At 34.7% G+C, this 24904-nt stretch carries 28 protein-coding genes; 4 read left to right on the top strand and 24 right to left on the bottom strand.

Translation table 11 applies throughout. The annotated features are described in order from the left end of the window. Nucleotides 1–5: 5 nt before the first annotated feature. The gene (locus tag P0Y62_18960) at nucleotides 6–962 is read right to left on the bottom strand and encodes an IS1595 family transposase (GenBank protein ID WEK69874.1); all 957 of its coding nucleotides are present in this window, start codon (nucleotides 960–962) and stop codon (nucleotides 6–8) included. A gap of 170 nt (nucleotides 963–1132) precedes the next feature. Between P0Y62_18960 and P0Y62_18955 the strand changes: the two genes are divergently transcribed. After that, complete coding sequence (locus tag P0Y62_18955; protein ID WEK69873.1) at nucleotides 1133–2545, top strand: MFS transporter; 1413 nt, start codon at nucleotides 1133–1135, stop codon at nucleotides 2543–2545. A gap of 236 nt (nucleotides 2546–2781) precedes the next feature. Here the strand turns inward: P0Y62_18955 and P0Y62_18950 are convergent, their stop codons facing one another. The 11 genes from P0Y62_18950 to P0Y62_18900 form a co-directional block, all read right to left on the bottom strand. Further along, the gene (locus P0Y62_18950; protein WEK69872.1) at nucleotides 2782–3447 is read right to left on the bottom strand and encodes a hypothetical protein; all 666 of its coding nucleotides are present in this window, start codon (nucleotides 3445–3447) and stop codon (nucleotides 2782–2784) included. Nucleotides 3448–3492: 45 nt separating this feature from the next. Further along, nucleotides 3493–5238, bottom strand: a complete 1746-nt coding sequence (locus P0Y62_18945) for a CocE/NonD family hydrolase (protein WEK69871.1) — start codon at nucleotides 5236–5238, stop codon at nucleotides 3493–3495. Between the two features lie 51 nt (nucleotides 5239–5289). Then, the gene (locus P0Y62_18940; protein ID WEK69870.1) at nucleotides 5290–5736 is read right to left on the bottom strand and encodes a nuclear transport factor 2 family protein; all 447 of its coding nucleotides are present in this window, start codon (nucleotides 5734–5736) and stop codon (nucleotides 5290–5292) included. 56 nt (nucleotides 5737–5792) lie between these two features. Further along, complete coding sequence (locus P0Y62_18935) at nucleotides 5793–6773, bottom strand: serine hydrolase (protein ID WEK69869.1); 981 nt, start codon at nucleotides 6771–6773, stop codon at nucleotides 5793–5795. A gap of 78 nt (nucleotides 6774–6851) precedes the next feature. Next, on the bottom strand, nucleotides 6852–7364 hold the full coding sequence (locus tag P0Y62_18930) for a hypothetical protein (protein WEK69868.1): 513 nt from the start codon (nucleotides 7362–7364) through the stop codon (nucleotides 6852–6854). A 165-nt stretch (nucleotides 7365–7529) separates the two neighbouring features. Continuing rightward, nucleotides 7530–8942, bottom strand: a complete 1413-nt coding sequence (locus P0Y62_18925; protein ID WEK69867.1) for a S41 family peptidase — start codon at nucleotides 8940–8942, stop codon at nucleotides 7530–7532. Nucleotides 8943–9091: 149 nt separating this feature from the next. Beyond that, nucleotides 9092–9772 carry a CPBP family intramembrane metalloprotease gene (locus P0Y62_18920; GenBank protein ID WEK69866.1) on the bottom strand — a complete coding sequence of 227 codons (681 nt, stop codon included), beginning with the start codon at nucleotides 9770–9772 and terminating at the stop codon, nucleotides 9092–9094. Between the two features lie 67 nt (nucleotides 9773–9839). Further along, nucleotides 9840–10421, bottom strand: coding sequence for a Crp/Fnr family transcriptional regulator (locus P0Y62_18915; GenBank protein ID WEK69865.1), 582 nt, complete (start codon nucleotides 10419–10421; stop codon nucleotides 9840–9842). A gap of 367 nt (nucleotides 10422–10788) precedes the next feature. Beyond that, a complete protein-coding gene (locus P0Y62_18910) occupies nucleotides 10789–11112 on the bottom strand; it encodes a hypothetical protein (GenBank protein WEK69864.1) in 324 nt (107 codons plus the stop codon). A 69-nt stretch (nucleotides 11113–11181) separates the two neighbouring features. Then, the gene (locus P0Y62_18905) at nucleotides 11182–11364 is read right to left on the bottom strand and encodes a hypothetical protein (GenBank protein ID WEK69863.1); all 183 of its coding nucleotides are present in this window, start codon (nucleotides 11362–11364) and stop codon (nucleotides 11182–11184) included. 166 nt (nucleotides 11365–11530) lie between these two features. Continuing rightward, complete coding sequence (locus tag P0Y62_18900; GenBank protein WEK69862.1) at nucleotides 11531–11761, bottom strand: hypothetical protein; 231 nt, start codon at nucleotides 11759–11761, stop codon at nucleotides 11531–11533. A 152-nt stretch (nucleotides 11762–11913) separates the two neighbouring features. Here P0Y62_18900 and P0Y62_18895 point away from each other — a divergent pair, with 152 nt between their 5' ends. After that, entirely contained in the window at nucleotides 11914–12213 is a 300-nt protein-coding gene (locus tag P0Y62_18895; protein ID WEK69861.1) for a helix-turn-helix transcriptional regulator, read from the top strand. Between the two features lie 64 nt (nucleotides 12214–12277). Here P0Y62_18895 and P0Y62_18890 read toward each other — a convergent pair whose 3' ends face one another. Next, nucleotides 12278–12961, bottom strand: a complete 684-nt coding sequence (locus tag P0Y62_18890) for a TIGR02117 family protein (GenBank protein ID WEK69860.1) — start codon at nucleotides 12959–12961, stop codon at nucleotides 12278–12280. 346 nt (nucleotides 12962–13307) lie between these two features. Then, nucleotides 13308–14252, bottom strand: coding sequence for a tRNA epoxyqueuosine(34) reductase QueG (gene queG / locus P0Y62_18885; protein WEK69859.1), 945 nt, complete (start codon nucleotides 14250–14252; stop codon nucleotides 13308–13310). Nucleotides 14253–14374: 122 nt separating this feature from the next. Between queG and P0Y62_18880 the strand changes: the two genes are divergently transcribed. Together P0Y62_18880 and P0Y62_18875 are read left to right on the top strand one after the other, a co-directional pair. Beyond that, nucleotides 14375–14674, top strand: coding sequence for a rhodanese-like domain-containing protein (locus P0Y62_18880; protein WEK69858.1), 300 nt, complete (start codon nucleotides 14375–14377; stop codon nucleotides 14672–14674). Between the two features lie 29 nt (nucleotides 14675–14703). After that, nucleotides 14704–15324, top strand: coding sequence for a hypothetical protein (locus tag P0Y62_18875; GenBank protein WEK69857.1), 621 nt, complete (start codon nucleotides 14704–14706; stop codon nucleotides 15322–15324). A 164-nt stretch (nucleotides 15325–15488) separates the two neighbouring features. On the opposite strand, the gene P0Y62_18870 is transcribed toward P0Y62_18875, so the two are convergent. The 10 genes from P0Y62_18870 to P0Y62_18825 form a co-directional block, all read right to left on the bottom strand. Further along, a complete protein-coding gene (locus P0Y62_18870) occupies nucleotides 15489–16265 on the bottom strand; it encodes an alpha/beta hydrolase (GenBank protein WEK69856.1) in 777 nt (258 codons plus the stop codon). Nucleotides 16266–16440: 175 nt separating this feature from the next. Beyond that, a complete protein-coding gene (locus tag P0Y62_18865) occupies nucleotides 16441–17430 on the bottom strand; it encodes a nitronate monooxygenase (protein ID WEK69855.1) in 990 nt (329 codons plus the stop codon). Nucleotides 17431–17508: 78 nt separating this feature from the next. Next, the gene (locus P0Y62_18860) at nucleotides 17509–18000 is read right to left on the bottom strand and encodes a hypothetical protein (protein ID WEK69854.1); all 492 of its coding nucleotides are present in this window, start codon (nucleotides 17998–18000) and stop codon (nucleotides 17509–17511) included. Between the two features lie 73 nt (nucleotides 18001–18073). Beyond that, complete coding sequence (locus tag P0Y62_18855; GenBank protein WEK69853.1) at nucleotides 18074–19438, bottom strand: peptidylprolyl isomerase; 1365 nt, start codon at nucleotides 19436–19438, stop codon at nucleotides 18074–18076. Between the two features lie 87 nt (nucleotides 19439–19525). Further along, nucleotides 19526–20449 (bottom strand): PfkB family carbohydrate kinase, encoded by a 924-nt coding sequence (locus P0Y62_18850; protein ID WEK69852.1) that lies wholly within the window; start codon nucleotides 20447–20449, stop codon nucleotides 19526–19528. 28 nt (nucleotides 20450–20477) lie between these two features. Continuing rightward, nucleotides 20478–21035: a gliding motility lipoprotein GldD gene (gldD, locus tag P0Y62_18845; GenBank protein WEK69851.1), complete on the bottom strand. Its 558-nt coding sequence runs from the start codon at nucleotides 21033–21035 to the stop codon at nucleotides 20478–20480. Between the two features lie 174 nt (nucleotides 21036–21209). Further along, entirely contained in the window at nucleotides 21210–22370 is a 1161-nt protein-coding gene (gene mutY / locus P0Y62_18840) for an A/G-specific adenine glycosylase (GenBank protein WEK69850.1), read from the bottom strand. A 42-nt stretch (nucleotides 22371–22412) separates the two neighbouring features. Beyond that, nucleotides 22413–22856 carry a hypothetical protein gene (locus P0Y62_18835; GenBank protein WEK69849.1) on the bottom strand — a complete coding sequence of 148 codons (444 nt, stop codon included), beginning with the start codon at nucleotides 22854–22856 and terminating at the stop codon, nucleotides 22413–22415. Nucleotides 22857–22947: 91 nt separating this feature from the next. Next, entirely contained in the window at nucleotides 22948–24309 is a 1362-nt protein-coding gene (locus P0Y62_18830; GenBank protein ID WEK69848.1) for a DUF5458 family protein, read from the bottom strand. Nucleotides 24310–24332: 23 nt separating this feature from the next. Then, entirely contained in the window at nucleotides 24333–24779 is a 447-nt protein-coding gene (locus tag P0Y62_18825; GenBank protein WEK69847.1) for a type VI secretion system contractile sheath small subunit, read from the bottom strand. Nucleotides 24780–24904 lie beyond the last annotated feature (125 nt).

The following is a 24904-nucleotide window of genomic DNA, read 5'->3' as shown; positions in this document are numbered from 1 at the left end:
TTGTTTTATTCTGTATTTATTAATTCTTTATAAGTCAATCGTCTACTAACAATTCTCAATACTTCATTGAATCTTTCTCCATCACTTAGTAAACGTGTATTGTGTCTAAATGCAAATTCATTGCAATAGCCTTGAAGGTGTTTAAATGAAATCATGTGGTATATTCCAATAAGGCCACGTTTCAATTGACTCCAGAAACCTTCAATGCTATTGGTATGATAGATGCCCTTTGTGTAAAGCCCTTTGTTATGCTCAATAACTTCATGCTGGTAATGGTAGTGCAAGCCTTTATATCCTCTCCAACCATCAGTAACGATTGTACTACCTTTAGCTACATGATTATTGATGATAGCTTTTAGTGTTGGACCTTTAGCATCAGGTATTACTTTAGTATAAACTAAACCTTCTGATAAAAGACCGAATACAGGTTTCTTAGCCTTTAAGCTTCTACCTTGAGTATTTGATATTTTCTTGTATCTTTTATTTCTAGTTTTACCACCGACATAGGTTTCATCGGCTTGTGTATCATTGTCAAAGATAAAATCGGTATCTTGAGTGAAATTATGACGTATTCTACTCAAAATGAACCAAGCAGTCTTCTGTGTCACATTAATAAACTTATGTAGTTGAATACTGCTTATGCCTTTCTTGTTTGAAGCAAATAGATAGATAGCCATAAACCATTTTCTTAATGGAATATGTGTTGAAGCAAACATGGTTCCTACAGTTACAGTAAATCTACTTCTACAATCTTTACATTTATAAAGGCCTTCAAAACATCCTCTATTTCTTAATTGATAATGATTAAATGATTGACTACCGCAATGTGGGCATATAGGTTCATTCTCCCATCTAAGTTTTTCTAATAAAATTCTACAATCAGTATCAGTTTGTAAAGTGTCAATTAAATCTATGATTGACTTGAAAATAACATTGTCTAATTGTAAATCTGGTTTGTGCATTTTAATATTTTTGCATTACTATACAAAGTGGATTGTTAAATTTTACTAATAAAAGCATAATGTTTTGTTAAAATTTTGTTTGTTGTATTTTTGGTGGTAATCAACCTTGGTACATTGAAGTATATAGTTGCCTTTTTTTATTTAAAAATAGATAGATCTTTCTATATATTATGAAAATTGAAAATAAAAGGTGGATAGCCTTATTAGTTCTTATTACCGCACATCTGTTGACAATCGTTGATATCTTCATTGTTAATATCGCAATTCCTTCTATTCAAAAAGGATTGAAAACCACCAATGCCGATACACAATTGGTTGTAGCAATGTATATGATTGGGTTTGCATCTTTTCTTATTATAGGCGGAAGAGCCGGAGATTATTATGGAAGGAAAAAGCTATTTATAATTGGGTTGTTATTTTTTATGATTTTCTCCGCAAGCTGTGGATTTGCAACTTCACCCGAACAATTAATTTTGTTTAGATTCTTACAGGGAATAAGTGCAGGATTAATGTCGCCGCAAGTGCTTTCTTATATACAGATTTTGTTTCCTGGGCATAAAGAAAGAACCTATGCATTAGGATGTTACGGAATTGCCATTGGTATCGGTACAATGTTGGGACAATTTCTTGGAGGGTTCTTAGTAGAAGTAAAGCCTGTTTTTGTTGATCAGTCATGGCGGTACATATTTTTGATTAATATTCCTATTTGTATAATTAATATATTTCTTGCTGTTTTGTTTCTGAAAAATTCAGCCGACACATCTGCTCAGCATATGGATTATAAGAGCACTTTTATATTATGCATCGTCCTGATTCTGATGCTATTCTCTATAACCATCGGATTGGAATATTCTTTAATAATACCATTTATCACGCTCTCCTTCTCTATTCTTTTATGGATTTATTTTATTAAAAGACAGAAAAAGAAAGGTCAGGAAAATAGTGCGCTTTTAAACTTAGCACTATTCCAATATAAAAACTTTAATCTGGCTATTGCTGCGGCTGCGTTTTTTATGTTTATGCTGGATGCATACTTCTTTGTATTGGCAATATTTCTACAGGAAGGAATGCATTTGTTGCCAGTGGAAGCTGGTCAGTTTATTATATTTCAGGGAAGTGGATTTATTATCACTTCTTTGTTTGCACCCCGTTTAATTTTAAGATTCGGAAAAAATATTCTGATCTTTGGAACCTGCCTTATCATAACTGCGTTAATTCTACAATTGATTTTATTTAATCATTCAACGATTGACTGGAAAAGCTATCTGATCATGGTTATTCATGGAACCGGTGTTGCTCTGGTTTTGCCTTCTTTTGCCAATATCGCCCTTAAAGGACTACCAGAAAATATTATAGGCAATGCATCTGGAGTATATTCTACTATACAACAGTTTGCGGGAGCATTGGGTATTGCAGTAACTGGCGGTTTATTTTATTACAACATCAATAAAGATTATGATTTCTTAGACTTTTACAATTCTTTAGTTTATACAGCACTGATTCATTTTTTTTGTTTGATTTGTATCATACTTCTTCTGATTCGACTTCCAAAATCTATTTTGCCCGTTAATAATAGACCATAATTTTTTTAAATTAAAATAATTTATTTGAAATACAGATTTCACATGTAATTAGTTAGTTTTTTTATATCACTTTTATCATTAAACTGTCCCTAACAAAATTTTTTTAATGTAATATTTTTCATCTTACTTTTTACATCAACCTTGTATTTGATTATCAGGAAATAATCTGTAAAAGCACATAAAAGACTGAAAAAATATTTCGCTGGTTGGATTCAATGGTTGAGCTTTTTATGTTTTTATTTATACAATACCGGTTCGTTAATACCCGCTTTTTTAAGTTGTACTTTATTCATTTCGAAATGCATGATGGTCATATCGTTATAATATTTTTTGAAAGAAGGCAAATTGTATTGGGCTCTCCATTTGTCTACTCGGGTACTGTCTATAAGTCCGTATTGGGGAACAGCCTGCCCAATTTTGTTATACGTTACCTGTGAGCCAAACCGTTGTTTTTTCTTTTGATTGACTGCAATTCTATCCTCCAGCATGGCATAATGACTTCTGTCGGCATTTTTTTTCCGAATTTCTTTTTTCAGAGTTTTCAGCATTTCTTGCTGAAACGGAACATCATTATCCGTATGCTGGATTGAAATCCAAAACTGGGTTTCCTTTTCACCGATTTTATCATATCCGAGATAGCCATATTTTGAATAAAGTTTTTTTATTCTGTTTTGGTTTTCAAGACCAACACTGTCTCTCATTTTCAGGAATACATCCCATACTTTTTCCTCTCCATATTTTTCTTTCAGCTCAGGAAAAGGAATACCTGCATATTTTTGGTCAATGGTATAGATGTAATCCAATTCGTTCAAAATAGTTTTTCTCTCAGCATCAGAAATTTTGCCGGATCTGCAGCCTAATGCTATAAAGCTTAAAAGTATGATTATCAAATATTTTTTCATATACATAATTTATCTTTTTAGAATAGTTAAAGAAACTTACAGTAATTATTTTAAAACAGGGATCTCAACAAAACTATCATTAAACCAATGGATAATCAATGGGTCTTTTGCATCGGCAATGGTTTCGGTAGTTACTGTTTTTCCGCTTCCATAATTCAGTTCTGAAAAAGCGTTTTTATTGACATTCAGTACAATGACCAGTCGGCTTCCTTTCTGCAGTTGTTTGCTGATCAGATGTGTATTTTCAAATGTGATAGTTTCTTTTTTACCTGGGGTCAGCAATTTTCTTTTAGTATTGTCTCTGGCATAGCTTGCACGACCGATATAGTAGGAAAGATGAAAATATCTGCCTTCGGGAGTGAGTTCGTAAAGGGTAACTCCCAGATCTATGTCTTTTTTGTTGATACTCAGTTTTATATTTCCAAGGAATGATCCGTTTACGAGCATAGCATCGAGAGGTTCGCTTATAAAAACATAGCCATTATCGGAAACGCTTTCCCGAATAATAGGATCCGGATAATAATCATTATTGCTGGTTGTACGGTCTGCAAAATCTACTTTCTGAACCAAATATTTATTGGATTCAGGCTTATTTTGTCTCAGCAAATACTCCTTCTCGCTGACTTTAACTGAACTTAGATAAAATTTCAAATAACTGTTATGCATAGCCTCCAATGAAGCGGCGCTTCGCCATTCATCTGTGCCCATTACCTGATAATTGATCTTATCTTTCAGAAAAGCAGGTTTTTCAGCACCTTTCAAAATATAATCCAACCATTGATACGTATATTCTTTGATCGGAAATAAAGCATTTTTACTCACTGTATATCCGTTGATAACTTCCTGGCCGCCCATCTGTGTTCCAAAATGTCCATAAGGACCGATCACAAGATAAGCTGGCGTCTGAGGGCTGTATTTGTTAAGCTCACGTAGGTAGTAAATTCCTGAATTCTGAGAATCATTATAATAGCCGTCGAATGCCAGTACGGGAATATTAATCTTTGCAAAATCCTCTTTATAGGGCGCCATATTCTGCCAGTACGTATCAAATGCAGGATGACTTATCCAGCGTTGAAAAAGTCGGTTCGGTGTGCCATCAATGCTGTCCATTTTATTATAAGCAGCTCCGGTTTCCCACCATTTGAACATCATATCCCGGAATCTCTTTCTGTCATCTCCCGTTTTATTGTCAAGGTATTTATTGTTGCCTACATAAAAAGACCATTCGTAATTGGGATTGATAAAAATATTATTCTCCATAGGAAGTCCCATTCCAGGGCGATTGGCAACATAAGGGACAATTGTTTTCAGTGCAGGATGAAGATTTTTAGCTGCCGCCCATTGTGTGAAACCATTGTAGCTTCCTCCATACATTCCTATTTTACCATTACACCAAGGCTGTTTGCTGATCCAGTCTATAACATCATAAGCATCTTTTCCATCGGTTTCATAAGGATAAATCTCAGATTTGCTGAAACGCTTCCCTCTTGTATAAGCCATAACACCTACATATCCCCTATCTGCAGCTTCTTTAAGCGACTGCATATCGCGTTCTTGATCCCGCACATAGATTGTAAATTGTAACACGGCAGGCCGAGGAACATTGTCATTTTTTTTGCGTACGACCATTGCAGAAATCTCTGCACCATCTCTTGTGCGGATCATAACACTATCCTGAATGCTGTATATATTTTCCTTTTCCTGTTGACGGGCCCAGAGAGTTTGCTGGGCATACAATGAGCAAAACCCCAACCATATAAGAACGCCTGTCAACTTGATTTTATTTACCATAATAACTCTTTTAATTTAAATATCCTTTCTGCAATACTAGCCTCTATACCGTTAATCCTTCGGCAAATCCCACCAGGTATAGCTTTTCTGTACAATCTTCCAGTTCCCTTGGTATTTCATCAGTAAAAAATAATCAATAAATTTTCTCCAGCCCGGAACTACAATCTCCCCTTTTGCGATAGCAGCATCTTTTTCAATATCAATCGAGATAATGCGTCCGATCCTATTCACCTTATTGCCCGGTTTTATAGCACTGATATATTGTTGTCCCGAACGGATCCACAATGTATCTGAAGTTACGGTATACAGATTAAAATCAGGATGAAATGCTTTCCGGAGTTTTTCCGGCTCTCCATTAGCCACTCCGTCCATATAGTTGTAAAGTGTTTCTTTAATCTGTTCTTTATCGGTTTTTGGAATGTTTTTATTGTCCTGTTTCTGGGCAAAAATAGTTCCCGAAACAAGTAAGAATAGGAGGATAATCCGCATTGTTTTCATAGTATCATATTAACTGTTTGCAGAGGTGATGTACTGTTGGTGTTCGTTTACTCTAATTATTTCAAAGTCTTTTTTATGTCGTTCAGAAAATCAAATACAGGAAAGGCATCCCCTTGATTGGTCAATGTAATGATCGTATTGCCGTTTTTCAGATCTCTCCAGAACAGACTTCTGAAACCCGCCAATCCTCCCGTATGCCGGGCAATCATCGAACTGTCAGATTCCTCGATAAACCAGCCTGATCCATATTGAGAATGGGTACCGTCTTCCAAAATCGGCGTCTGATAAAGTAATTTTGTGCTTTCTTCTGATAATAATTGATAGGTTCTTAACGCCCTGTCCAATTTGTAAAGGTCTTCCGCAGTAGCATAAATACCTCCGTCTCCTGTTGTAAGAATGGAATAGTCATCCAGCTTTTTATCCTTATTATACCCTATAGCTTTATCGGGAATGACTGTATTTGATTCAAAAACTGTTGTGTGGTGCATTTGCAGAGGATTGAAAATATTTTCTTTCAAAAATTGGGCATAGGACATTCCGGAAATCTTTTCGATAATTAAGGACAGAATAATGTAGCCAGAATTGCTGTACTGAAATTTTGTTCCGGATTTAAAATCTAATCCAGACTGACTTTGAAGCCAATGGATAACCTCACTATTAGTCAAACCTTTTTTTGTAAGCCTATTTTCATAATCTCTTATTCCTGAAGTGTGATTCAGCAATTGCTTGATGTTAATGTGACGGGCGTAGGCAGGAATATCGTCAACAAACTTTACGGCATCATCATCGAGTGAAAGTAATCCTTTTTCCACCAGTTGAAAAATAGCAACGGCAGTGAAGGATTTACTTAATGAAGCAATATAAAATGGTGTTTCTTTTTTCAGTACCGCTTTCTGATGTAAGTCTCGGTACCCGAAAACGGTATCCACAACGATTTGATCGTTTTGAGCGATTAATATGCTTCCATTGAATTTTCCCTTTCGGTAATAATTATCAATCACTTCATCTGGGGTCTGACTCGTAGTTTGACACCCCATTATTATTAAAAAGAAGATAAAATAAAAATATTTCATATAGTATAATCTTTTGTCTTTTTGAAGTGTTCATTTAAATAATTAATGTCTCTTGTAAACATATTCATGTCTTTTAATCCATGCAGTTTCTCCGGAAAAAAGTACATCTTTCTGTGTGGAAAATGATGAGTTACCTAATGTATATGTCTGTCTTATGGTTGCTTTTTTGCCATCGTTTCCATCCTTACCTTCTTTTTCGGTGATGATCATCGTAGCGCCGTTGGAAAGCTTTTTCCTTGAAACCAGTTTTTCTTTACCAATGTATTGTCCATCTTTTGAAATGATAATGGTATCGGTTTTATTCGCACTTTTTTCTTTGGGATAAGTGTGAACAAAAAGGAACTCATTGGTGTTGGGAATTCTTTTTATTTCAAGATCCGCAGACATCGTATAAGGTTTTCCAGAGCTGTAATCCAGATAGGTTAATTGCCCTGTCCAGCTTCCTTCAACTTTTATAAAATCATTGACTAGCCCATTCATTTTTTTCTGAGCCTGGGTTAATGTTGCTGTTAATAAACAGAAACCAACGAGTAGAATGTTTGTTAATTGTTTCATATTAATTTTTTGATTAATTAATTTCAATTGGATAAATCTTTCAACACTTCCTGTCCTAAAAATAAGAATTGATTATGTGGCTTTAGTCTATAATTAAGACAATTATCATTTTAGAACTGTTACATTTCGGTTTGCTCGTGTATGTTTTGCCTGAGCTAAATTCAGTTACTTTTTATTTATTAATTGAATGGTATAACCTAATTCCACATCTTGCTTATTGATCCAATTTTCGAATGTCGTTGCCATTTCGTGATCCGGTATTGTGCCGTGACCGAAGTTTTTATTCAGATCAACCGCGTTGGTATATTTCTGCAAAGGTATAGTAATAACCAACCCGGTCGGAATTTTAGCCCTGCTCAGCATTCCGCTTGTATTGCCTTGATAACCACCACCTGTCTCCTGCCCGATCACTACAGCTTTTTTGTTATACGACATTACTGCCGTAAAATCAGCACAGGATGAAAGACACAAACCATTGGTTAGCAGATAGCTGTTTCCTTTAAAATTCATCTTGGCAGGTTCCTGCGGTTCATAATAATCGAATTCTTTTGTGATCCAGGATTTTTTCCATAGGTACAATCCGTTATTTTCCTCAGGTTTTTTGTAAAACATCTTATTGACACCCTTGATCTCTTTCGCTACAGCTTCTGTAACTTCAATTTTGTCCCAGTATCTGAATCTCTTGTCAAAGAAGAAAGACGCCAGCAAAGCTGCATTATCATCCGTTCCTCCTGTATTGTTCCGTACATCAATGATAAGGTCCTTAATATTCTGTTGTTGCAGAGTCTGGAATATTTCCTTGATAAATTTCTTAAAATTCTGCCCGCTTTGCTTTATTGCAGTATCGGCAAAGGAATGAACTTTTAAAATAGCGATTCCATTTTTCACCTCGAATTCAAGCGGTAAATTATAATTCTTTTCAAGCTGTTCCAAAGCAGGAAACACATTTTTGGAAGCACCGTTTAACTCAAAAGTCTGATCAATGCCTTCTGATCTCACAACAACTTTAAAAGCTTTAGGCGCATCTATTATTTCCTGATACCAAAAGGGAAATCTGTAATTCAGCAAAAGAATTTTTTCCGTTTGGTTATATCCATCAGAAGGAATTGCGTTAAGTAATTTTTTTAATACCTCTGAAATAGGAGTTCCATTAATTGAAACCAACTCTGCACCCTGTTTAATATCTTTATTTTCTGAGTAATTTTTTGAGATTAATACCTTCTGATTCTTGGCATCCACGAAAATTTCTAACGGCAACAAAGTATTCGAAGCATTGAGATAAGCTTTATATTCTTCCGGCAGCTCAATCCCGGTATGAAGGCATCCAATCTTAGCAAACAAAGGTTTCAGCTTCCTGTAATATTGCAGTTGGGTTAAAGAATCACGGATGCTCTGTCGAGTGGAATCAATCAAAAATCCAAACTTTTCCTTATCCGTATATCTGTAGAATCCCGGATGCTTTTTGCTGATCTCATTCATTAGTCCTGATGTCCATTGACGTAAGCTGTCTGCCGGATATTTCTGATCAGGTTTAAGTTGCTTTGTCTGCCCAAAGACGTTTAACGCTGAACTTATCAATATTATAGTTATTAATACCAGTTTGATAAAATAATTTTCTCGCTTTGATTGGTGTACCATTGTTTATATGATGATTTAATTGTAATATTTCCTCCTATTTTTCGGATTGATATTTACTTAATAAAGGTTCGTTATTAAAACAGAAGTATTTATTTCCCCGTCTTTTCGAGAGATTTATAGAAGATTATAAATGCAATCCAGATCACTAATAATATGACAATTAAGATCAATTCCGTCTGATGAAGCCCGTTTCTGAAAAAATTATTCAGCGAATGAAATCCGGCTACAGCCAGTAATGAATAAGTCTTACTATATACTTTGCCGATTCCCCAAGTAGCCAAAAACAAAACACCAAGAAAAAATATATTGGAAGTAGTGAATTCAAAATTCAAGTGCCAGATAAACCATAAAACGGCGATAATGATGATGCTTTGAAACTTCGGCAGATCTTTCAGCTGTTCCTGTAAAAATCCGCGCCAACCGATTTCCTCCAATAAACCGTAGACCAAAACCGTGAAAAGAAGCACAAAAGGAAATTGTCCCTGTTGAATATAGCTAACCGTTCCAATAAGAACGACCGGAACAATCCAGAAAACAAGCAAAGGCAAAAATAAGCTTCGGTAATTTCCTTTCAGGGAAAGTTTTAAAGGAATATTAAATAATTTAACCGCAACCAAAGCACCAATAGCGGGGCCAATTCCACGGAGTAAAATTTTTATAAATTCGTTATCGGTAAAGTCGAACAAATTGGTTTTCACCGCCAAAAAGCGAAACAGAATGGCAATAGCATAAAAAACAATAATGCTCCAAAGTAGTTTTCTTTCTTTCATATTTTTTGAATTAGATTATCCAAAATTAATTATAAGAAAGCCAAATCCACTTGACGATGGGTAAGTTTTACTTTCCGGTAACTCTTTTTCTGAGGCGGCTAAGACTTTCGGCTGTTAATCCAAGGTAAGAAGCGATTATTTTAAGAGGTGTACGCTGGAAAATTTCGGGACGCTGGCTGATGAGGTTGAGATAACGTTCTTCCGGACTTAATGTCAGAAGATTAATCTGATCCTGTTGTTTTCGCAGGAACAATATTTCGGGAATCGCTTTTCCGATCCTTAATCCTGTTTCATTACGGGAATAGAGCTCATTAAGATCAGGATAACTGATCGACCATAAAGTACAGTCTTCCAATGCCTGTGTTTTAATGCCTGAAGGCTGCTGCTTGAGGAAAGAAAAATAATCACTCATAAAACTGTTTTCATACAGTAAATTGATGCAGATGTCTTTCTTTCCGTTCCAAACGAATAAGCCTACAGAACCTTTGGCTACAATATTCAAATATTTTTCTACACCCTGATAATCTTTTATGACCTCATTTTTCTGAAATTCTCTGACCGCTATTTTTTCCGAAAAGCGCTCCCAGATATTGGTTTCAGCGTTGTAATAAGGGGCGAAAATTTTCTGAATATCTTGAGGCGTTGGCATTGATAAAAATTTGTTTAAATATATAAACATTTAATATCGTTTGAAAGTATGTAAAACAAATAGTAAAAGTAATTTCTACCATTGCAAAAACTCATGCTCAGAGCCGGAATCACCCATAAGGAGTTTACCTTTGGTCTTGTCCCTAACTTCGACTGGTATGGCCCAGTTAAGCATAATGAGAATAACTTTGGAGTATTTTTTAGTGCGTTATTATTCTAAATAATTTCCTTTTCACCATGTAAAAACAACATTTTTTAAACCTAACCAACACAACAAAGGCTGTTTCAAATTGAAACAGCCTTTGATTTCAAAAACCCAATATTAAGAGGTTTTGTTTTAATTAAAAAATAAAGATTTTTACCATTCTTTATACCGCTTGGCTTAGCTCTTCTTTATTCTGCTGAATTCTTTCAAAAATTTTATACTGATTATTTGAATCAGATAAACTAAAGAGATAAGGAAGTATTGCTTTATCATTTTCCAAAACATCAATTTTCTCTACTCTTTCCTGTCCGTCAAATTTTACCGACAAGGTTATTCCTTTCGTAAACCATGTCCGATTGAGGGTATAATACAAACCATGATCTGAATATACATAGCTATTTCCGAATTTTGAAATAATTTCACTCTTTGTTTTACCTATCAAATGGCTAAATTTTTTTACAAATTTCATCAATTTTCTATTTTTCATATTAAATTATATTTAAGAACAATTAATTCGTGATTTTATTATATAAGTTAAGTTCATTTACTTTTCGCCCTATTTTTTTACCGGATCCGGCTTAGGAATAATAAATGAATTCAAATAAGTAATTGTTGTACGCTCTCCGTTTGTATTTACTTTCATCATAATCGATTTGCAGCATGGTGATGCGGTAAAATGATTTTCATAGCGTGTTCCGCATTTGAAACACTCTGTAATGATAACATAGTTTTTTTTCATAATTCATATTGTGTTTAAATTGAAGCTGAATATACATGCACGGTATGGTTACAATTAATAGCCATACCATGCAAAGATTTTAGATTTTTTTAGATTTTGAGTATCAATAAATAAGCAGTATTCTGAAATCAATATTTATTGGTAAGATTGCAGATTGTATACATCTTCAGGTTTCCACCTGCAGTTTATTGAGCAGTGCTACTTTGTATAATGCATCGAGAATTTTTTGGTCAGAGATCCTTTCTTTTTTCACCTTCCTTATATATGCAGGTTTTCTTACATCTTCTTTTAAAATAATATTCACTGAAGTTGTATAATGTGCCGGTAACCATCGTTCAATGAAATCATACTTCTCATCAATCGTCTTCTGATCGGGAGCGGTCTCCAATTTGCCCATGAATGAAATAATTTTGTTTAACCTTTTTTCGTAATTTTGTGTCTCATCGCAAATTAATTTGCAAGACAAATATACAATTATATATCAAAATAAACAATAATTCATTGTTTTTACAATATATAGTTGTTTTGATTAAAAAAAAATTATTCAATATGAAAATATACCAGAAGATACGAGAATACAGCAAAGAAAAGGGAGAAACCATGAAGGATATCGCCACTGCTTATGGCGTGACACCGCAATCTATCCAACTTTATTTCTCTGGGAAAAATGCAATGCCTCTTAATTTTTTAGCATGGTATATTGAAACCCATCCAGATTTGGACCTATATGCTCTGTTTGATAAAAAACAACAAAATATTGTTGCAGAACCAAAGCCCACTTATCAAAAGAAAGTAAATAAGCAGGACGTTATTGATAAAATCGTAGCCATCCTTGAAGATGAACTGTAAAAAATAGAAAAATCAATATAATACTAAAAATGCTTCCAGAGATGGAAGCATTTATTATGTCTACTTATTTATAATGTAAAAATATTCCGTAATCCGAAGGAGTCCAGAAAGCAGCTTTTTGTTCGGCGGCTTTCAGAGCGTCATTTGCCCAGGTATTGCAGGTATACAGAAAGCTATACGTACCTTTAGCATCATAAAAGGCATCATTATCGCCATACATCGCATTGGTAGGAATCAAAATAAATTTCCCGTTTTGATCCTGATCAAACTTATTTTCAACAAATTGTACTAATTTCTGATACTGGCTTCTGCTGATCATAATCTTCTTACAATCTTCCCCTTCCTTCATTTCTCTGTAATATGTACAGTGCATGGCAGACTCGCTTAACCAGAATGCAGCTTTAAAAGCTGTGGAAAACTTCAGATCCGCCCAAGTAGGAGTATCAAGATAAAAGCCTTTGTCTCCCCATCCTACTCCAATATAATTATAATCCGTTTTCTTAGACCTTATATTATTAAATGGAAGCTTCAGACTCCAATCCTGCAGATCATTCTTTACCGGCATTACAATATCTGTATGAACGCCGTTGGTATAGATATACACCGGGATCTCTTTCTTTTGCCCGTCGTCTTTTGCAGAGACTTCAATGAAAGGCAGAAGATAGCCCAACACAACATAGAGAATAACAACCCCTAAAACAGTACCTAATATCTTTAATAGCAGGATCAGCATTTTTTTTACATTCATGTTTTATATTAATGAAATTTAACAATCAAGTTTAATGAAAATATTTGTTTTTAAATCAAATTTTTATTAAATTTAAGTAACAAAATATCACAAATATGCACAAAACTTCCAAATCCCAAAAGAGATTTAAAATTAGAGTAAAAGTTGCCCCTAAAAGAGTACAAAAAAGACGTTGATTTTTGGTGAGATCCAATCTCCCGGAAGTCAATTTTTTCTTTATTGGAAGCACTTTTTCTTCAATAAACCTCTTCCTCCTTAAAGACTGAAATTTTAAGGTATGGCCGATTTTCTCTCCTTGCTTTGGAACTCCATAATTCCAGGTGAGGATTTGTCACCAAAAAACAGTCTATTTTTTCTCTTTGGAAGGGTCTAAAAACTCAATATTTCTTTTCAAACCTGCGAATTTTGTTCTCTTTACAGGAGATTTTCTGAAGATTTCGGAGAATAATTCCTGGGTCAGTTCTTTCCATTCTCCTTTTTTAAAGTTTTTTAAAGCTTCATTTGGCTGAAACCTGCTTTGTTTATTGGGAGCCGAAAACCTGTTCCAGGGACAAACATCCTGACAAACGTCACAGCCGAACATCCAGTCATCCATCTTATCTTTGAAATAATCCGGAATTTCGTTTTTCAGTTCTATGGTTGCATACGAAATACATTTGCTTCCGTCAATAATTTTTTCAGAAATAATGGCGTTGGTAGGACAGGCATCAATGCATTTTCTACAGCTTCCGCAATGATCGGTTACCGGATGATCCGGTATAAGCTCTAGATCACAGATGATTTCTGCCAAAAAGTAAAAAGAACCGCTTTGCTTGGTAATCAGATTCGCGTTCTTTCCTACCCATCCTATTCCTGATTTCCTGGCCCAGCTTCTTTCCAAAACGGGTGCCGAATCTACAAAAACACGAAATCCGAATTCTCCGATCTCTTCCTGGAGCTCAGACACCATTTCGCGAAGAATTTCTTTAATCACTTCATGATAATCTTCTGCATAAGCATATTTTGAAATCTTGAAATTCTCCAGTGCAGAAATTTTCTCTTCGGGAAAATAATTATACGAAAGTGAAATGACAGATTTTGAACCTTCTACCAACAATCTCGGATCCAGTCTTTTATCGAAATGATTTTCCATGTATTTCATCTCGCCATGAAAATCATTCTTTAGCCATTTTTCCAGGCGGGATGCCTCTTCTTCGAGGAAATCTGCTTTCGAAATTCCACAATTCTGGAATCCAAAACTTTTAGCTTTGGCTTTAATAAGCTGTGAATATTTTTCGGCAGTTGAATTCATAATTTCGCATTGCAAAACTAAGATTATTTTATAAATTTGTTTAGGCTTTGGATTCTTATGCAAAGGTAGATATCTTTCAAGGAATCCATTGTAATTTTTTTAACTCTAAAATATTAGTAATTATGTCTTTAGCAGAAGTAATAAAATCAGGAAATTATGAATTGATCGACGTTCGTGAACCTATGGAACTGGAAATGGACGGAAATATTGATGGTGCTACCAATATCCCATTGGGAGAAGTAGAAGACAGACAGGATGAAATTCTTTCTATCGAGAAACCGGTTATCCTATTCTGCAGAAGCGGAAACAGAAGCGGAAAAGCATTAGAATATTTAAATGCTCAAGGTTTGAAAGACGGCTACAATGGTGGCGGTTGGGCAGACCTGAAAGCAACGATCGAAGCAAATCAAGGAACTTTTTAAAGTTCCTTTTTTTATATAAAAATCTTAGCATGAATTTGAAAGAAAGGTTTTCAGAAAATGGCCTGCAGTTTACCCAAGATCAAAAGCTTGTCGAAAAACTATGGTCCGAGATTGAAATAAATTATTCTCAGAAAGGCAGACATTATCACAATCTTGAACATCTGGAAAGTATGTTCTCTGAGCTTGATGAGGTAAAGGACAAAATTTCAAATTATCCCAATATTTCGTTCAGTGTCTTTTATCATGATGTCATTTATGATGCTTCGTCAAAATCTAATGAAGAGAAAAGTGCAGATTTTGCAAAAGTAAGGCTTCGAGAACTCAACATCAATGAAATAGATATTTCTGAAATCTACCGACAAATTTTAGCTACCAAAGCTCATCTAAGTTCTAATGATATAGACGTTGATTATCTTTTGGATGCTGATCTTTCTATTCTTGGAAAGGATTTGGAAACATATATGGATTACACTAAAAAGATTCGAAAGGAATATTCTATTTATCCAGACCTTCTGTATAAACCGGGAAGAAGAAAGGTTTTGAAACATTTTTTAGCTATGGAAAAGATTTTTAAAACAGATTATTTCAGAGAAAAGTATGAGGAACAGGCGAAGAAGAATATTGAGTGGGAAATTGGAAAATTTCTATGATACAGTCTTCCTAAAGTGAAGAATCCATTTAATCATAAGATTCTTCAATACGCTTCGCTTCTTTCAGAATGGCAAGCAGCTTTAATAAGTTTTGTTCATAAAAAATTAAGCGGGCTAAAGCCCGCTTTTGTTATTCCTGATTGCCTCAGAGAAGCTTTACATTCTTAAATTTCTATTTGTTGTTTAATAAATTCAGCTGCTTTATTCAAAACAACATCCGGAGTTTCTTTATGTGGAGTGTGCCCGATATTGGGAATGATCAATTTTTCTGCGCTTCCGCTTACCTGCGAAATGGTTTTTTCCACCTGATCTAATGTTCCGTATTCATCGGCTTCTCCCTGAATAAAAAGCAGCGGACTTTTAATATTTTTCAGCAGATACTCAATATTCCAGCTTCTGAATTTTTCGCTCAGCCAGATTTCCGTCCATGCTTTTACCATCATCGGAACTTTATCACCATGATATTTCTGCAAACGTTCCGGAAGATTGGTTGTTTGATAAGCTTCCAAAGCATCTTTTACTCCTTTTACGGTTACCTCTTCCACGAAAATATGTCCGGCTTCACAAATGACAGCTTTTATTTTTTCAGGGTATTTTGAGGCGGTAATCAATGCAATCGTACCTCCGTCACTGTGCCCGAAAAGAATGACATCATTGATATTGAATTTATTTAAAATATCATTCAGAATATCCGCTTCGATCTCCATATAATTGTTTTCTCTTTCGTGAGTAGGCATCGGAAAAGACTTTCCGTATCCCAAACGATCATAGACAAGAACGTTGCATTGAGTAGCTTCGGATAATTTTGAAGGAAAATCCCTCCAAAGCTGTGCAGATCCTAAAGAATCGTGTAAAAAGACAATGGTAGGTTTATTTTGAAATGAATTCTGATATTCTATATAAAGTTTTTTACCGTTTACATCAACTATTTTCCCTTCCATTTATTTAGAAACTTTAAATTTTATTTTAACCATAAGGAGAATTAAATTTTAAGCAGAGTTAAGATAGAAATCCATAGATCTTCTAGAATAGTAGGCTAATCTTAATGCTCTAAAGTTCTTAATGGTTAAAATTTTTATGCATTTTGTTATTTAAATAACTACTATTTGATTGCTTTTATAAGCTTGGATTATGTGCTGCTTCAAATTCCTTTAATAAATTTCTGAAAACAGTATCTACCGGAAGAATATCATCAATTAAAGCTGAAACCTGCCCGATTTCCAACTCTCCATCTTCCATATCTCCTTCGAACATCCCTTTCTTAGCTCTTGCGCGACCTAGAGAAGCGATTAAAGATTCTTTATTTCTTCCTACGTTGTAAATCTCTTCCAATTCATTAAAGAACTTATTTTTAACCATCCTTACAGGTGCCAGTTCTTTTAATGTTAAATGAGTATCTCCTTCCTTGAGTTCGGTGATTTTTCGTTTCCAGTTTTCATGAGCACTTGCTTCTACAGTTGCTGCAAAACGGGAACCGATCTGAACCCCATCTGCACCGAGAATCATGGCGGCCTTTATCTGAGAACCTAATGCAATTCCTCCTGCAGCAATTAATGGCTTGGAAATATGCTTTTTTACGTTGGGAATTAAACAAAATGTAGTGGTTTCATCTCTTCCGTTGTGACCTCCTGCTTCAAAACCTTCGGCTACTATTGCATCCACGCCTGCATCTTCACATTTCATTGCAAATTTGGTAGAAGAAACTACGTGAGCTACTTTTAAACCTTCTTTCTGAAGGGTTTCTGTATAAGTTTTCGGATTTCCTGCGGAAGTAAATACAATCTTTACCCCTTCTTCCAAAATAATCTGAATCACTTCATCCAGATTCGGATACAGCATAGGTACATTTACTCCAAAAGGTTTATCTGTAGCCTGTTTACATTTCTGGATGTTTTCTCTTAAAACATCCGGATACATACTTCCCGCGCCTATTAATCCTAAACCACCACAATTAGAAACCGCGGAAGCCAATCTCCATCCGGAATGCCAAATCATTCCTGCCTGAATAATAGGATATTGTATATCAAAAAGTTGCGTGATTCTATTTTGACTCTGCTGCATTTCATGAAGTTTTTTAGCTGAATTGAAATCTATAAAGTTACTCATCTTGTAAAAATACTAAAAACAGTTGTTTTCCATGAATAAAAAATATGAAAAATCATTTCAAATAAAGCTCTGTAAAGATTAAAATGTTTTTAAAGTCTCATCAATAATGGGGCTTATTTTTAGAAATTTTTCAGACAGATCAATTATATCATTATGAATGGTTTCGGCATTCAGATTTATCCACCCTTCCATTAACGTTAACGGCCCAAAATCTATTCTTACATTTTCCCAATCTTTTTGGTTTTCAATAAATCTGTTTCTAAATTTTTCAGCAAAATCTCTACTCGTTATTTGATAACCTTTCAATTCACGAAGCTTCAAAGCATGAATATTATAGTACAGCTTTTCTTCTTTATTCGTTTTATCATTTATCCATACTGAAAAAAATATTCTGCTTTTTGAAGTTAGCGGAGATTGCAAATCATTAGACCATGCCGGTTTATAAATTTTCAAAGCAATTGAGTCCATCACTTCATGAACTGATAATTCCAAGCCTGCGTCTTCAAACTGTTTTCGTGGAATATCTTTTATTATTTCCTGAAATGTTCTTTTATAAAAGTCGTAATCCATCTTTTATTATTTATATCAAAAGTAAGATATTCAGACATAAAAAAACCTTCAGAAAATTCTGAAGGTTTTTTATTTATTTTTTAAGGGATTCTTTTTTCCAGTTTCCTTTGAAACTACAAGAATCATATCGGCCATCAATCGAAATAAATGTAGTCGGCAGTTTTGAATTCACATACTTTTCGATCATTTCATTTTTCTTTTTATTGAGAGCTAACTGCTTTATCCTGTCGTAATCTGTTTCTAAGGTAATCTTGTGAGAAGGAATTTCATCTTCAATCTTGATGATTTTCACAACTTTTCTTTTGTTTTCTGCATCTTCAAAAGCTGTTGTAATATCTCCTTTTTTAAGACCTGCCAACTCGTAAGTAATGGTTCCCGGGATACTTTCTCTTTCAATTTTACTTGAACCGTCTGCTCCAGGAACTAACCCTCCGTTGAATTTAGTTCTCTTATCATCTGAAAATCTGAATGCCGCATCTTTAAAGCTGATTTTTCCATCCACAATAAGGGTTCTGATACTATCCAGTTTCTTTTTAGCAGTCTTGATTTCCTCGTCTGTAGGAGTACCCATCAACAAGATGTGTCTTGCATCATACATTTTCCCTGTCTTTTTCACCAGTTGGATAATGTGGTAACCAAATTCAGATTCTATCGGGTCTGAGATCTCACCTTCCTGCAGGTTTAATGCTGCTGCTTCGAAAGGCTTTACCATCTGACCTTTATAAATGTTCTTCATCAAACCTCCGTTTACTGCAGAACCTTCGTCTTCTGAATAAATTCTTGCCTGGCTCTCAAAGCTTTCACCTCCAAGAATATCCTGTTTTACTTTTTTTAGTCTATTGATTAATTCTTGCTTATGAGCTTCCGTCAATTTAGGGTACATCATGATTTGCCCTAAAGACACTTCGTCTTTAATTTCCGGCAATTGTGTCTTGTACATATTGTAGAAGTCTGTTACTTCATTTGGAGTAACGTCAGCTTTTTCTGTAATTCTCTGATATTTAGCCTGTCCGTAATACTGATCGGTATCAATTTTCTCGATCGTATTCTTCATTTCATAAGCATTTCTGAACTTATAAGCTGCCAACATCGTTTTTTCGTCCGGAAACTGAGAAAGTAACTGCTGATATTTCGCATTTGCACCTTCTTTTATAGATGCAGAACGGTTCTCAATTAACGTATCTCTTTTAGCCTGATATACTAAAAGTTTGTTATTAATTAAGTTTTCCAAAAACTCACATTTGTTTACATTGGAAATTCCCTGTTGCTTTCCATAATTCATTTGCTCTTCTACATCAGATTCTAGAACAATTTCATCTCCTATTACCGCTGAAATACCGTCTACTAACTGTCCCTTCTTTAGCTGAGCATTTATGTTAGCAGAAAAAATCAGCATGAAAATCCCAAAAAGAAAAGTGATTTTTAGTTTATTTATCATTTTACTATTTTAAACAAGTTGCAAATTTAGAATTCTTAATCAATTAGACTAAATTTTTTATTATAAATATTTCTTAAAAAGCTTTATTTATTGTAGTTCAACATCAAAAGTTGTCAATTCTTTGAATTGTCTCAATCGGCTGAACATATCAGATTCTTCCACTTCCTGAATTCTTTCCGTTCCGAATTTCTCAACGGTAAATGACGCCATTGCAGATCCTACGATTAATGCAGACTTCATAGTTTCAAAATCAATTTTACCTTTTTTAGCAAGATAAGCAGCAAAACCTCCTGCAAAAGTATCTCCCGCTCCTGTTGGATCAAAAACTTCTTCTAAAGGTAATGCAGGAATGGCAAAAACGTTATTATCATGGAAAAGTAAAGCTCCGTGCTCTCCTTTTTTAATGATCACATATTTCGGCCCCATGGTATGGATTTTTTTAGCAGCTTTCACCAAAGAATATTCTCCTGAAAGTTGTCTTGCTTCTTCATCATTAATAGTGATTACATCAGTTTTAGCAATCATATCCATCAAAATATCCCAAGCTGTATCCATCCAGAAATTCATGGTATCAAGAATAACAAGTTGCGGACGTTTGTTCATTTTTTCAAGAACAGACAACTGAACTCCCGGATGAAGGTTTCCTAACAGCAAAATCTCAGCATCCTGCATAGAATCCGGAATTTTCGGATCAAAGTTCTCTAAAACGTTGACTTCAGTAGCTAATGTATCTCTTGTGTTCAGATCATTATGGTATTTTCCTGCCCAGAAGAATGTTTTTCCTTCTTTTACGATTTCAATTCCTTCAATATTTACATCTCTGTCTGTAAACATATCAAGATATTCCTGCGGAAAATCTCCTCCTACTACAGAAACGATTCCGGATTTCACTCCTAAGATAGACGATGTGATTCCGATATAAGTGGCTGCACCTCCTAAGATTTTATCTGTTTTACCAAATGGTGTTTCAATTGCATCAAATGCAACACTTCCTACAACTAAAAGTTTCATATATGTTTTAATGTAAATTTTAAGAATTTTAATTTTTCCATTCAAAGGTATCCAGCAAATGCTTCATATCCTGTTTGATATAGTTGACAGCCGGAGCCAATGAGTCTGGTTTTGGTCTTGTATTAAAGTAAAGATATCCCGTTACAAAATGTCTTGTGCTGTCTGTAATATAAAACTGCAGGTTGGAAGCACTCTGCCCTTTCAGTTCATAAAAATTACCAAAGACTTTTTTATCAGGATATTCGAATGATTTTGTATCGATTGAGCTGGCTTTCACCGTATGCTCATATACCATTTTCTCAGCTTCTTTCAGATGATCTACGAAATCATTTTTGATCGGAAAATAGGTAATAAATACTTTAGCCTTCATTTTAGGATAGTTCAGATAATACCAACATGGTTTTTTGGCATCTGTAATTTTAGCAAAATCTGAGTATTCAAAAGTGTATGCGCAATTGCTCTCAAATTTCTGATATTTTGGAGCAGGATATTCCAGACGAAGTTCTCCATAAGGCTTGGGAACAGAGTCTTTTCCGCAAGACACTAAAACTAAGGCTATAAAAATAAAAATGATGTTTTTAATCATTTTGCAAAAGTACAAATTAGATTTCAGATTTTGAAAGACAAATTTCAGCATCTCAATACGTTTTGAAACTGAGATTGAGTTTTGTCATTCTGAACGGAACGAAGTGGAGTGAAGAATCTCTTCCAATTATATAAATAGCTTCTTGCTTCGTCAGAATAACAGACAGACGTTTAATTATAGAATTTTATACGCTGTATCATAACTTTGTATATAATTCTCCAAAGGTTTCGGAAAAGATCTTTCGTGAGAACCCTCAACATCGGTTACAATGAAATCATTTTCAGCAGTAAAATTTTTCCAGACTTCCTCCGAATCTACCTCAACATTAAAAATTTCTATGCTTAAATTCTTGTGCGTCAGTTTATGATTGACTGTTTTTACGCTTTTAATAAACGGTATTAATTCATCGGAAATTACAGGCGGAAATTCAAACAGCTTTTTCCAAATAAAATCGTCTTTTCTTTGCTGAATTAAAAACTGACCATTTCTGTGAACAAAATAATAAGTAAGCTGAAGATCTTCTGCCTTTACTTTTTTTGTTTTAACAGGGAAATATGAGGTCTTCTGCAAAGAAAAAGCCAGACAATTTTCATGAAGCGGACATTCATCACAAAGAGGATTTTTAGGTTTACAGATTTCTGAACCCAAATCCATCATCGCCTGATTGAAATCACCAACATTTTCAGGCATAATTAAAGCTGCTAATTCCGAAAAGTAACTGAAAGCTCTTGAATTGGAAATATCGAAATCGTCTGCAAAAAACCGGCTCAGAACTCGGTAAAAATTACCATCAACAGCAGGCATTTTCCCATTAAAACAGATACTTGAAACTGCTGCTGCAGTATATTTTCCAACGCCTTTCAGTTTTAGGATTTCTTCGTACTCAGAAGGAAAGGAGCCGTTATAGTAGGTCATGATCTGCTTTGCAGCTTTATGAATATTAATTGCTCTTGAATAATATCCCAATCCTTTCCAGTGTAGCAAAACCTCATCTTCATCAGCTTCTGCCAATGTCTTTACATCCGGAAATCTTTTGATAAAATTGTTGTAATGATTGAGTCCCTGATTAATTCTCGTCTGTTGAAAAACAATCTCGCAGATCCAGATTTTATAGGGATCTTTTGTCTGCCTGAAAGGCAAATCACGTGCATTGTTTTTGTACCAGTGAAGAAGTGCGTTACCTATATGTTTGAAACCTGGTGTCTCTGTATTTTTCAAAAACTGTTTACTTAAATTTTGAGGAAATATTTTCTGCAGAGATGCTTCGGCTTCGCTCAGCATGACATCGCTAAAAATAGATTGCAGACTTAAAGCAGTTAGTATTAGAATTGTCATGCTGAGCGAAGCCGAAGCATCTGCTAATAATGCAAAGATACTTTATTTTTTCACTTCAAAAACGGAAGCTCCTTTCACCCACTGATATTTAAGATGTTTTTCTTCTGCAATAAAGCGAAAACCTTCAAGTTTTTTAAGATAAACATATACGGAAGAGTCTTTTTTTAATTTTAACTTCTGATTCGCCAGAAACTGCAAAGGAAAGCTAATTACCGAGTCTTTAGTCGTTTTTATTACATTTCCTGAATCGACCTTATAAATAAAAACCGCCTTTCCACGACCGGAAGAACTATCTGTAAGCTGTATTTTTGAAGTTGAAATCACAACTTCACTTGCACTGAAACATTCGTCCGCATTCATTACATAAGCTTTACCTTCCTGCCTTTCGTCTGCAAAAAGATCAATTTTATGTTCTATTTGAGGTCGTTTTTCTTCGCAGCTTATTATGAAAAACAGGGATAGAAAGATCATCATTTTCACTTTCATATTTATTTTTGCTTTTGGTGATTGGTATAGAAAAACCGATGTTTGAACAGCATCGGTTTTTCATTAATTATTTATTAAGAAGTGTTGTTGTTTATTCTTGTGAATATTCAGCATCCCATTCGTTTCCATCATCTCCTTTGTGTCCGTCTAGTTTAATAACGAAACTTTTTGTAGGGAAATAAGGTGTCAAACGAATATCTAACCAAACTCTGTCTTTGTTTACTTTATCCTGTTCGAAACGAACAATCTTAAATTTCTCAATCAGCTTATCCGGTCCTTTGATACCATCAAGGAAGGTTACAATCTGTCTTCTCAGATCGTCTTCATTTCTTGCATTCCAGTTTTCAAAAGCTCTTCTGTTTAGGAAATCCAGCAAAACTTTGGTTACATAATCAAATACACGAACTACCGAATAGGTCTGAAGCCCTATATTATCTCCTGTAAATAATGTTTTTGCCGAGAAAGCCATGATCTTCCCGTATTCATTCACCATAGGAACCAATCCCATTTTTTCCAGCTGGGAAATTTCGCTTTTCTTCAGTTCGAATTTTACAGCATCCACTTCATTAATGTTCCCATGTTTTTTACCTGCTGCAACCTGCGACATCAAAGTTTTATGTATTTTTCCAGCTAATGAAGTGGAAGGCGGAAGTTCTACATTTTCCTCTTCTCCTACTTCTTCTGCTTTTCCTCGACCAACAAGCCAGTTACACGTCATAATCACGTTACTCCTGTGCAATTCTCCTCCTGTAAGGTTTGCCGAATGGAATAAGTCTACCACATCGTCCGGTTTATCAAGGTTTGCAAAATCCGTAACCATCATTACTTTGTTTTCATTACAGATTTTCGCCCATTTTTCGATCACTTTATTGGATCCTAAGTAACCAGGAATCGCCAAAATTGAGTAATTATCTCTTAGATCTAAACGGTCGTAATAATTCTTGAATTCTTCAGCAATAGCATCTATAAATAAAGGATTATCCAAATCCGAAACCTGGTCTAAGCTTGCATTTACAATACTTACATTGTCTACTTTATCAAGTTCTGTATTTTTGTAAAATTGAGCTACGGTTCTGTAATTCGTTTCTAATAAGCGAACAGCATCCAATGTATTTTTCAGATTGGTCTTTAAATTCTGATCTGCCTGCTGTGCTTTGTTTTTGCAGGTTTCTGCCATTTTATCAGCAGATTCATTGCCTTCTAAAAGATTGATCCAGAGATTGATCTTTTGCAGAAGTTCTTTTCTTTCTTCTCCTTTATTGCTATCATTAAGGAAGATTTCTTTCCTAGCTTTTCTTGTAGGGTTCATATTGGCAATGCCATCCACAACAGATTCAACAAAACCGAAACCTCCTATTTTATTCAGTTCGGCAAGAGGATTTCCTTTCGGCTGTCCTGCGTGTTGCTGTTGTCCTTGTTGTTGGCTTTCAGCTGCCTGTAATTTACTATCCATGATGTAATGTAACGTCTTTAAAATTATTTTTCAAGTTCTTGTGCCACCTCTTTTAACACTTCCACAAAAGCAGCTCTTGTCTGCTCATTTTCCAACATATTACGCAGAATCTTATTCGTCTTTAGCTGACGAACAATTTTATTATATTGCTCCTGCTCCATACTTAGCTGCTGCAAATAATCTGATTTCTGAATAAGATTTTTGGGAGTGAAATCCGCAAGATTTTGAAAACGGAATTCCTCTTCCACTACATTACCTTCTTCCGTTTCATGCTGTACATTCACAGAAGGTTGGAAATGTTTGAAGACGTCTTCCACTGTTTTTAATCCTGTTACAATTTCAGGGGTATAAGATTCTTCTGTTGTAAGTTGGCTTACTATCAGAGACTTATTTTCTTGTATTTCCTGAATAGCTTCATTAGCGTCTACTTTTACCTCGTTGCCGCCAACACCATAATTAAACATTGCCATATTATTAATATTTTGAGATTTTTTGTTTTGGTGTGAATTGGTTTTGTCTGAATCAAACAAATGTCCAATCCAATGTTTAAATTTAAAAAAAAACTGTAACATACAAAATTTTGTTAAGATTTTTT

The organism is Candidatus Chryseobacterium colombiense, assembly GCA_029203185.1.
Taxonomy (GTDB): domain Bacteria; phylum Bacteroidota; class Bacteroidia; order Flavobacteriales; family Weeksellaceae; genus Chryseobacterium; species Chryseobacterium colombiense.
This window is presented reverse-complemented; position numbering and strand designations above follow the sequence as displayed.

Bases quoted from the DNA above. Each gene is read 5' to 3' on its own strand.
- P0Y62_18960 (WEK69874.1), bottom strand. From the start codon at position 962: ATGCACAAACCAGATTTACAATTAGACAATGTTATTTTCAAGTCAATC.
- P0Y62_18955 (WEK69873.1), top strand. From the start codon at position 1,133: ATGAAAATTGAAAATAAAAGGTGGATAGCCTTATTAGTTCTTATTACC.
- P0Y62_18950 (WEK69872.1), bottom strand. From the start codon at position 3,447: ATGAAAAAATATTTGATAATCATACTTTTAAGCTTTATAGCATTAGGC.
- P0Y62_18945 (WEK69871.1), bottom strand. From the start codon at position 5,238: ATGGTAAATAAAATCAAGTTGACAGGCGTTCTTATATGGTTGGGGTTT.
- P0Y62_18940 (WEK69870.1), bottom strand. From the start codon at position 5,736: ATGAAAACAATGCGGATTATCCTCCTATTCTTACTTGTTTCGGGAACT.
- P0Y62_18935 (WEK69869.1), bottom strand. From the start codon at position 6,773: ATGGGGTGTCAAACTACGAGTCAGACCCCAGATGAAGTGATTGATAAT.
- P0Y62_18930 (WEK69868.1), bottom strand. From the start codon at position 7,364: ATGAAACAATTAACAAACATTCTACTCGTTGGTTTCTGTTTATTAACA.
- P0Y62_18920 (WEK69866.1), bottom strand. From the start codon at position 9,772: ATGAAAGAAAGAAAACTACTTTGGAGCATTATTGTTTTTTATGCTATT.
- P0Y62_18915 (WEK69865.1), bottom strand. From the start codon at position 10,421: ATGCCAACGCCTCAAGATATTCAGAAAATTTTCGCCCCTTATTACAAC.
- P0Y62_18910 (WEK69864.1), bottom strand. From the start codon at position 11,112: ATGAAAAATAGAAAATTGATGAAATTTGTAAAAAAATTTAGCCATTTG.
- P0Y62_18905 (WEK69863.1), bottom strand. From the start codon at position 11,364: ATGAAAAAAAACTATGTTATCATTACAGAGTGTTTCAAATGCGGAACA.
- P0Y62_18900 (WEK69862.1), bottom strand. From the start codon at position 11,761: ATGGGCAAATTGGAGACCGCTCCCGATCAGAAGACGATTGATGAGAAG.
- P0Y62_18895 (WEK69861.1), top strand. From the start codon at position 11,914: ATGAAAATATACCAGAAGATACGAGAATACAGCAAAGAAAAGGGAGAA.
- P0Y62_18890 (WEK69860.1), bottom strand. From the start codon at position 12,961: ATGAATGTAAAAAAAATGCTGATCCTGCTATTAAAGATATTAGGTACT.
- queG (WEK69859.1), bottom strand. From the start codon at position 14,252: ATGAATTCAACTGCCGAAAAATATTCACAGCTTATTAAAGCCAAAGCT.
- P0Y62_18880 (WEK69858.1), top strand. From the start codon at position 14,375: ATGTCTTTAGCAGAAGTAATAAAATCAGGAAATTATGAATTGATCGAC.
- P0Y62_18875 (WEK69857.1), top strand. From the start codon at position 14,704: ATGAATTTGAAAGAAAGGTTTTCAGAAAATGGCCTGCAGTTTACCCAA.
- P0Y62_18870 (WEK69856.1), bottom strand. From the start codon at position 16,265: ATGGAAGGGAAAATAGTTGATGTAAACGGTAAAAAACTTTATATAGAA.
- P0Y62_18865 (WEK69855.1), bottom strand. From the start codon at position 17,430: ATGAGTAACTTTATAGATTTCAATTCAGCTAAAAAACTTCATGAAATG.
- P0Y62_18860 (WEK69854.1), bottom strand. From the start codon at position 18,000: ATGGATTACGACTTTTATAAAAGAACATTTCAGGAAATAATAAAAGAT.
- P0Y62_18855 (WEK69853.1), bottom strand. From the start codon at position 19,438: ATGATAAATAAACTAAAAATCACTTTTCTTTTTGGGATTTTCATGCTG.
- P0Y62_18850 (WEK69852.1), bottom strand. From the start codon at position 20,449: ATGAAACTTTTAGTTGTAGGAAGTGTTGCATTTGATGCAATTGAAACA.
- gldD (WEK69851.1), bottom strand. From the start codon at position 21,035: ATGATTAAAAACATCATTTTTATTTTTATAGCCTTAGTTTTAGTGTCT.
- mutY (WEK69850.1), bottom strand. From the start codon at position 22,370: ATGACAATTCTAATACTAACTGCTTTAAGTCTGCAATCTATTTTTAGC.
- P0Y62_18835 (WEK69849.1), bottom strand. From the start codon at position 22,856: ATGAAAGTGAAAATGATGATCTTTCTATCCCTGTTTTTCATAATAAGC.
- P0Y62_18830 (WEK69848.1), bottom strand. From the start codon at position 24,309: ATGGATAGTAAATTACAGGCAGCTGAAAGCCAACAACAAGGACAACAG.
- P0Y62_18825 (WEK69847.1), bottom strand. From the start codon at position 24,779: ATGGCAATGTTTAATTATGGTGTTGGCGGCAACGAGGTAAAAGTAGAC.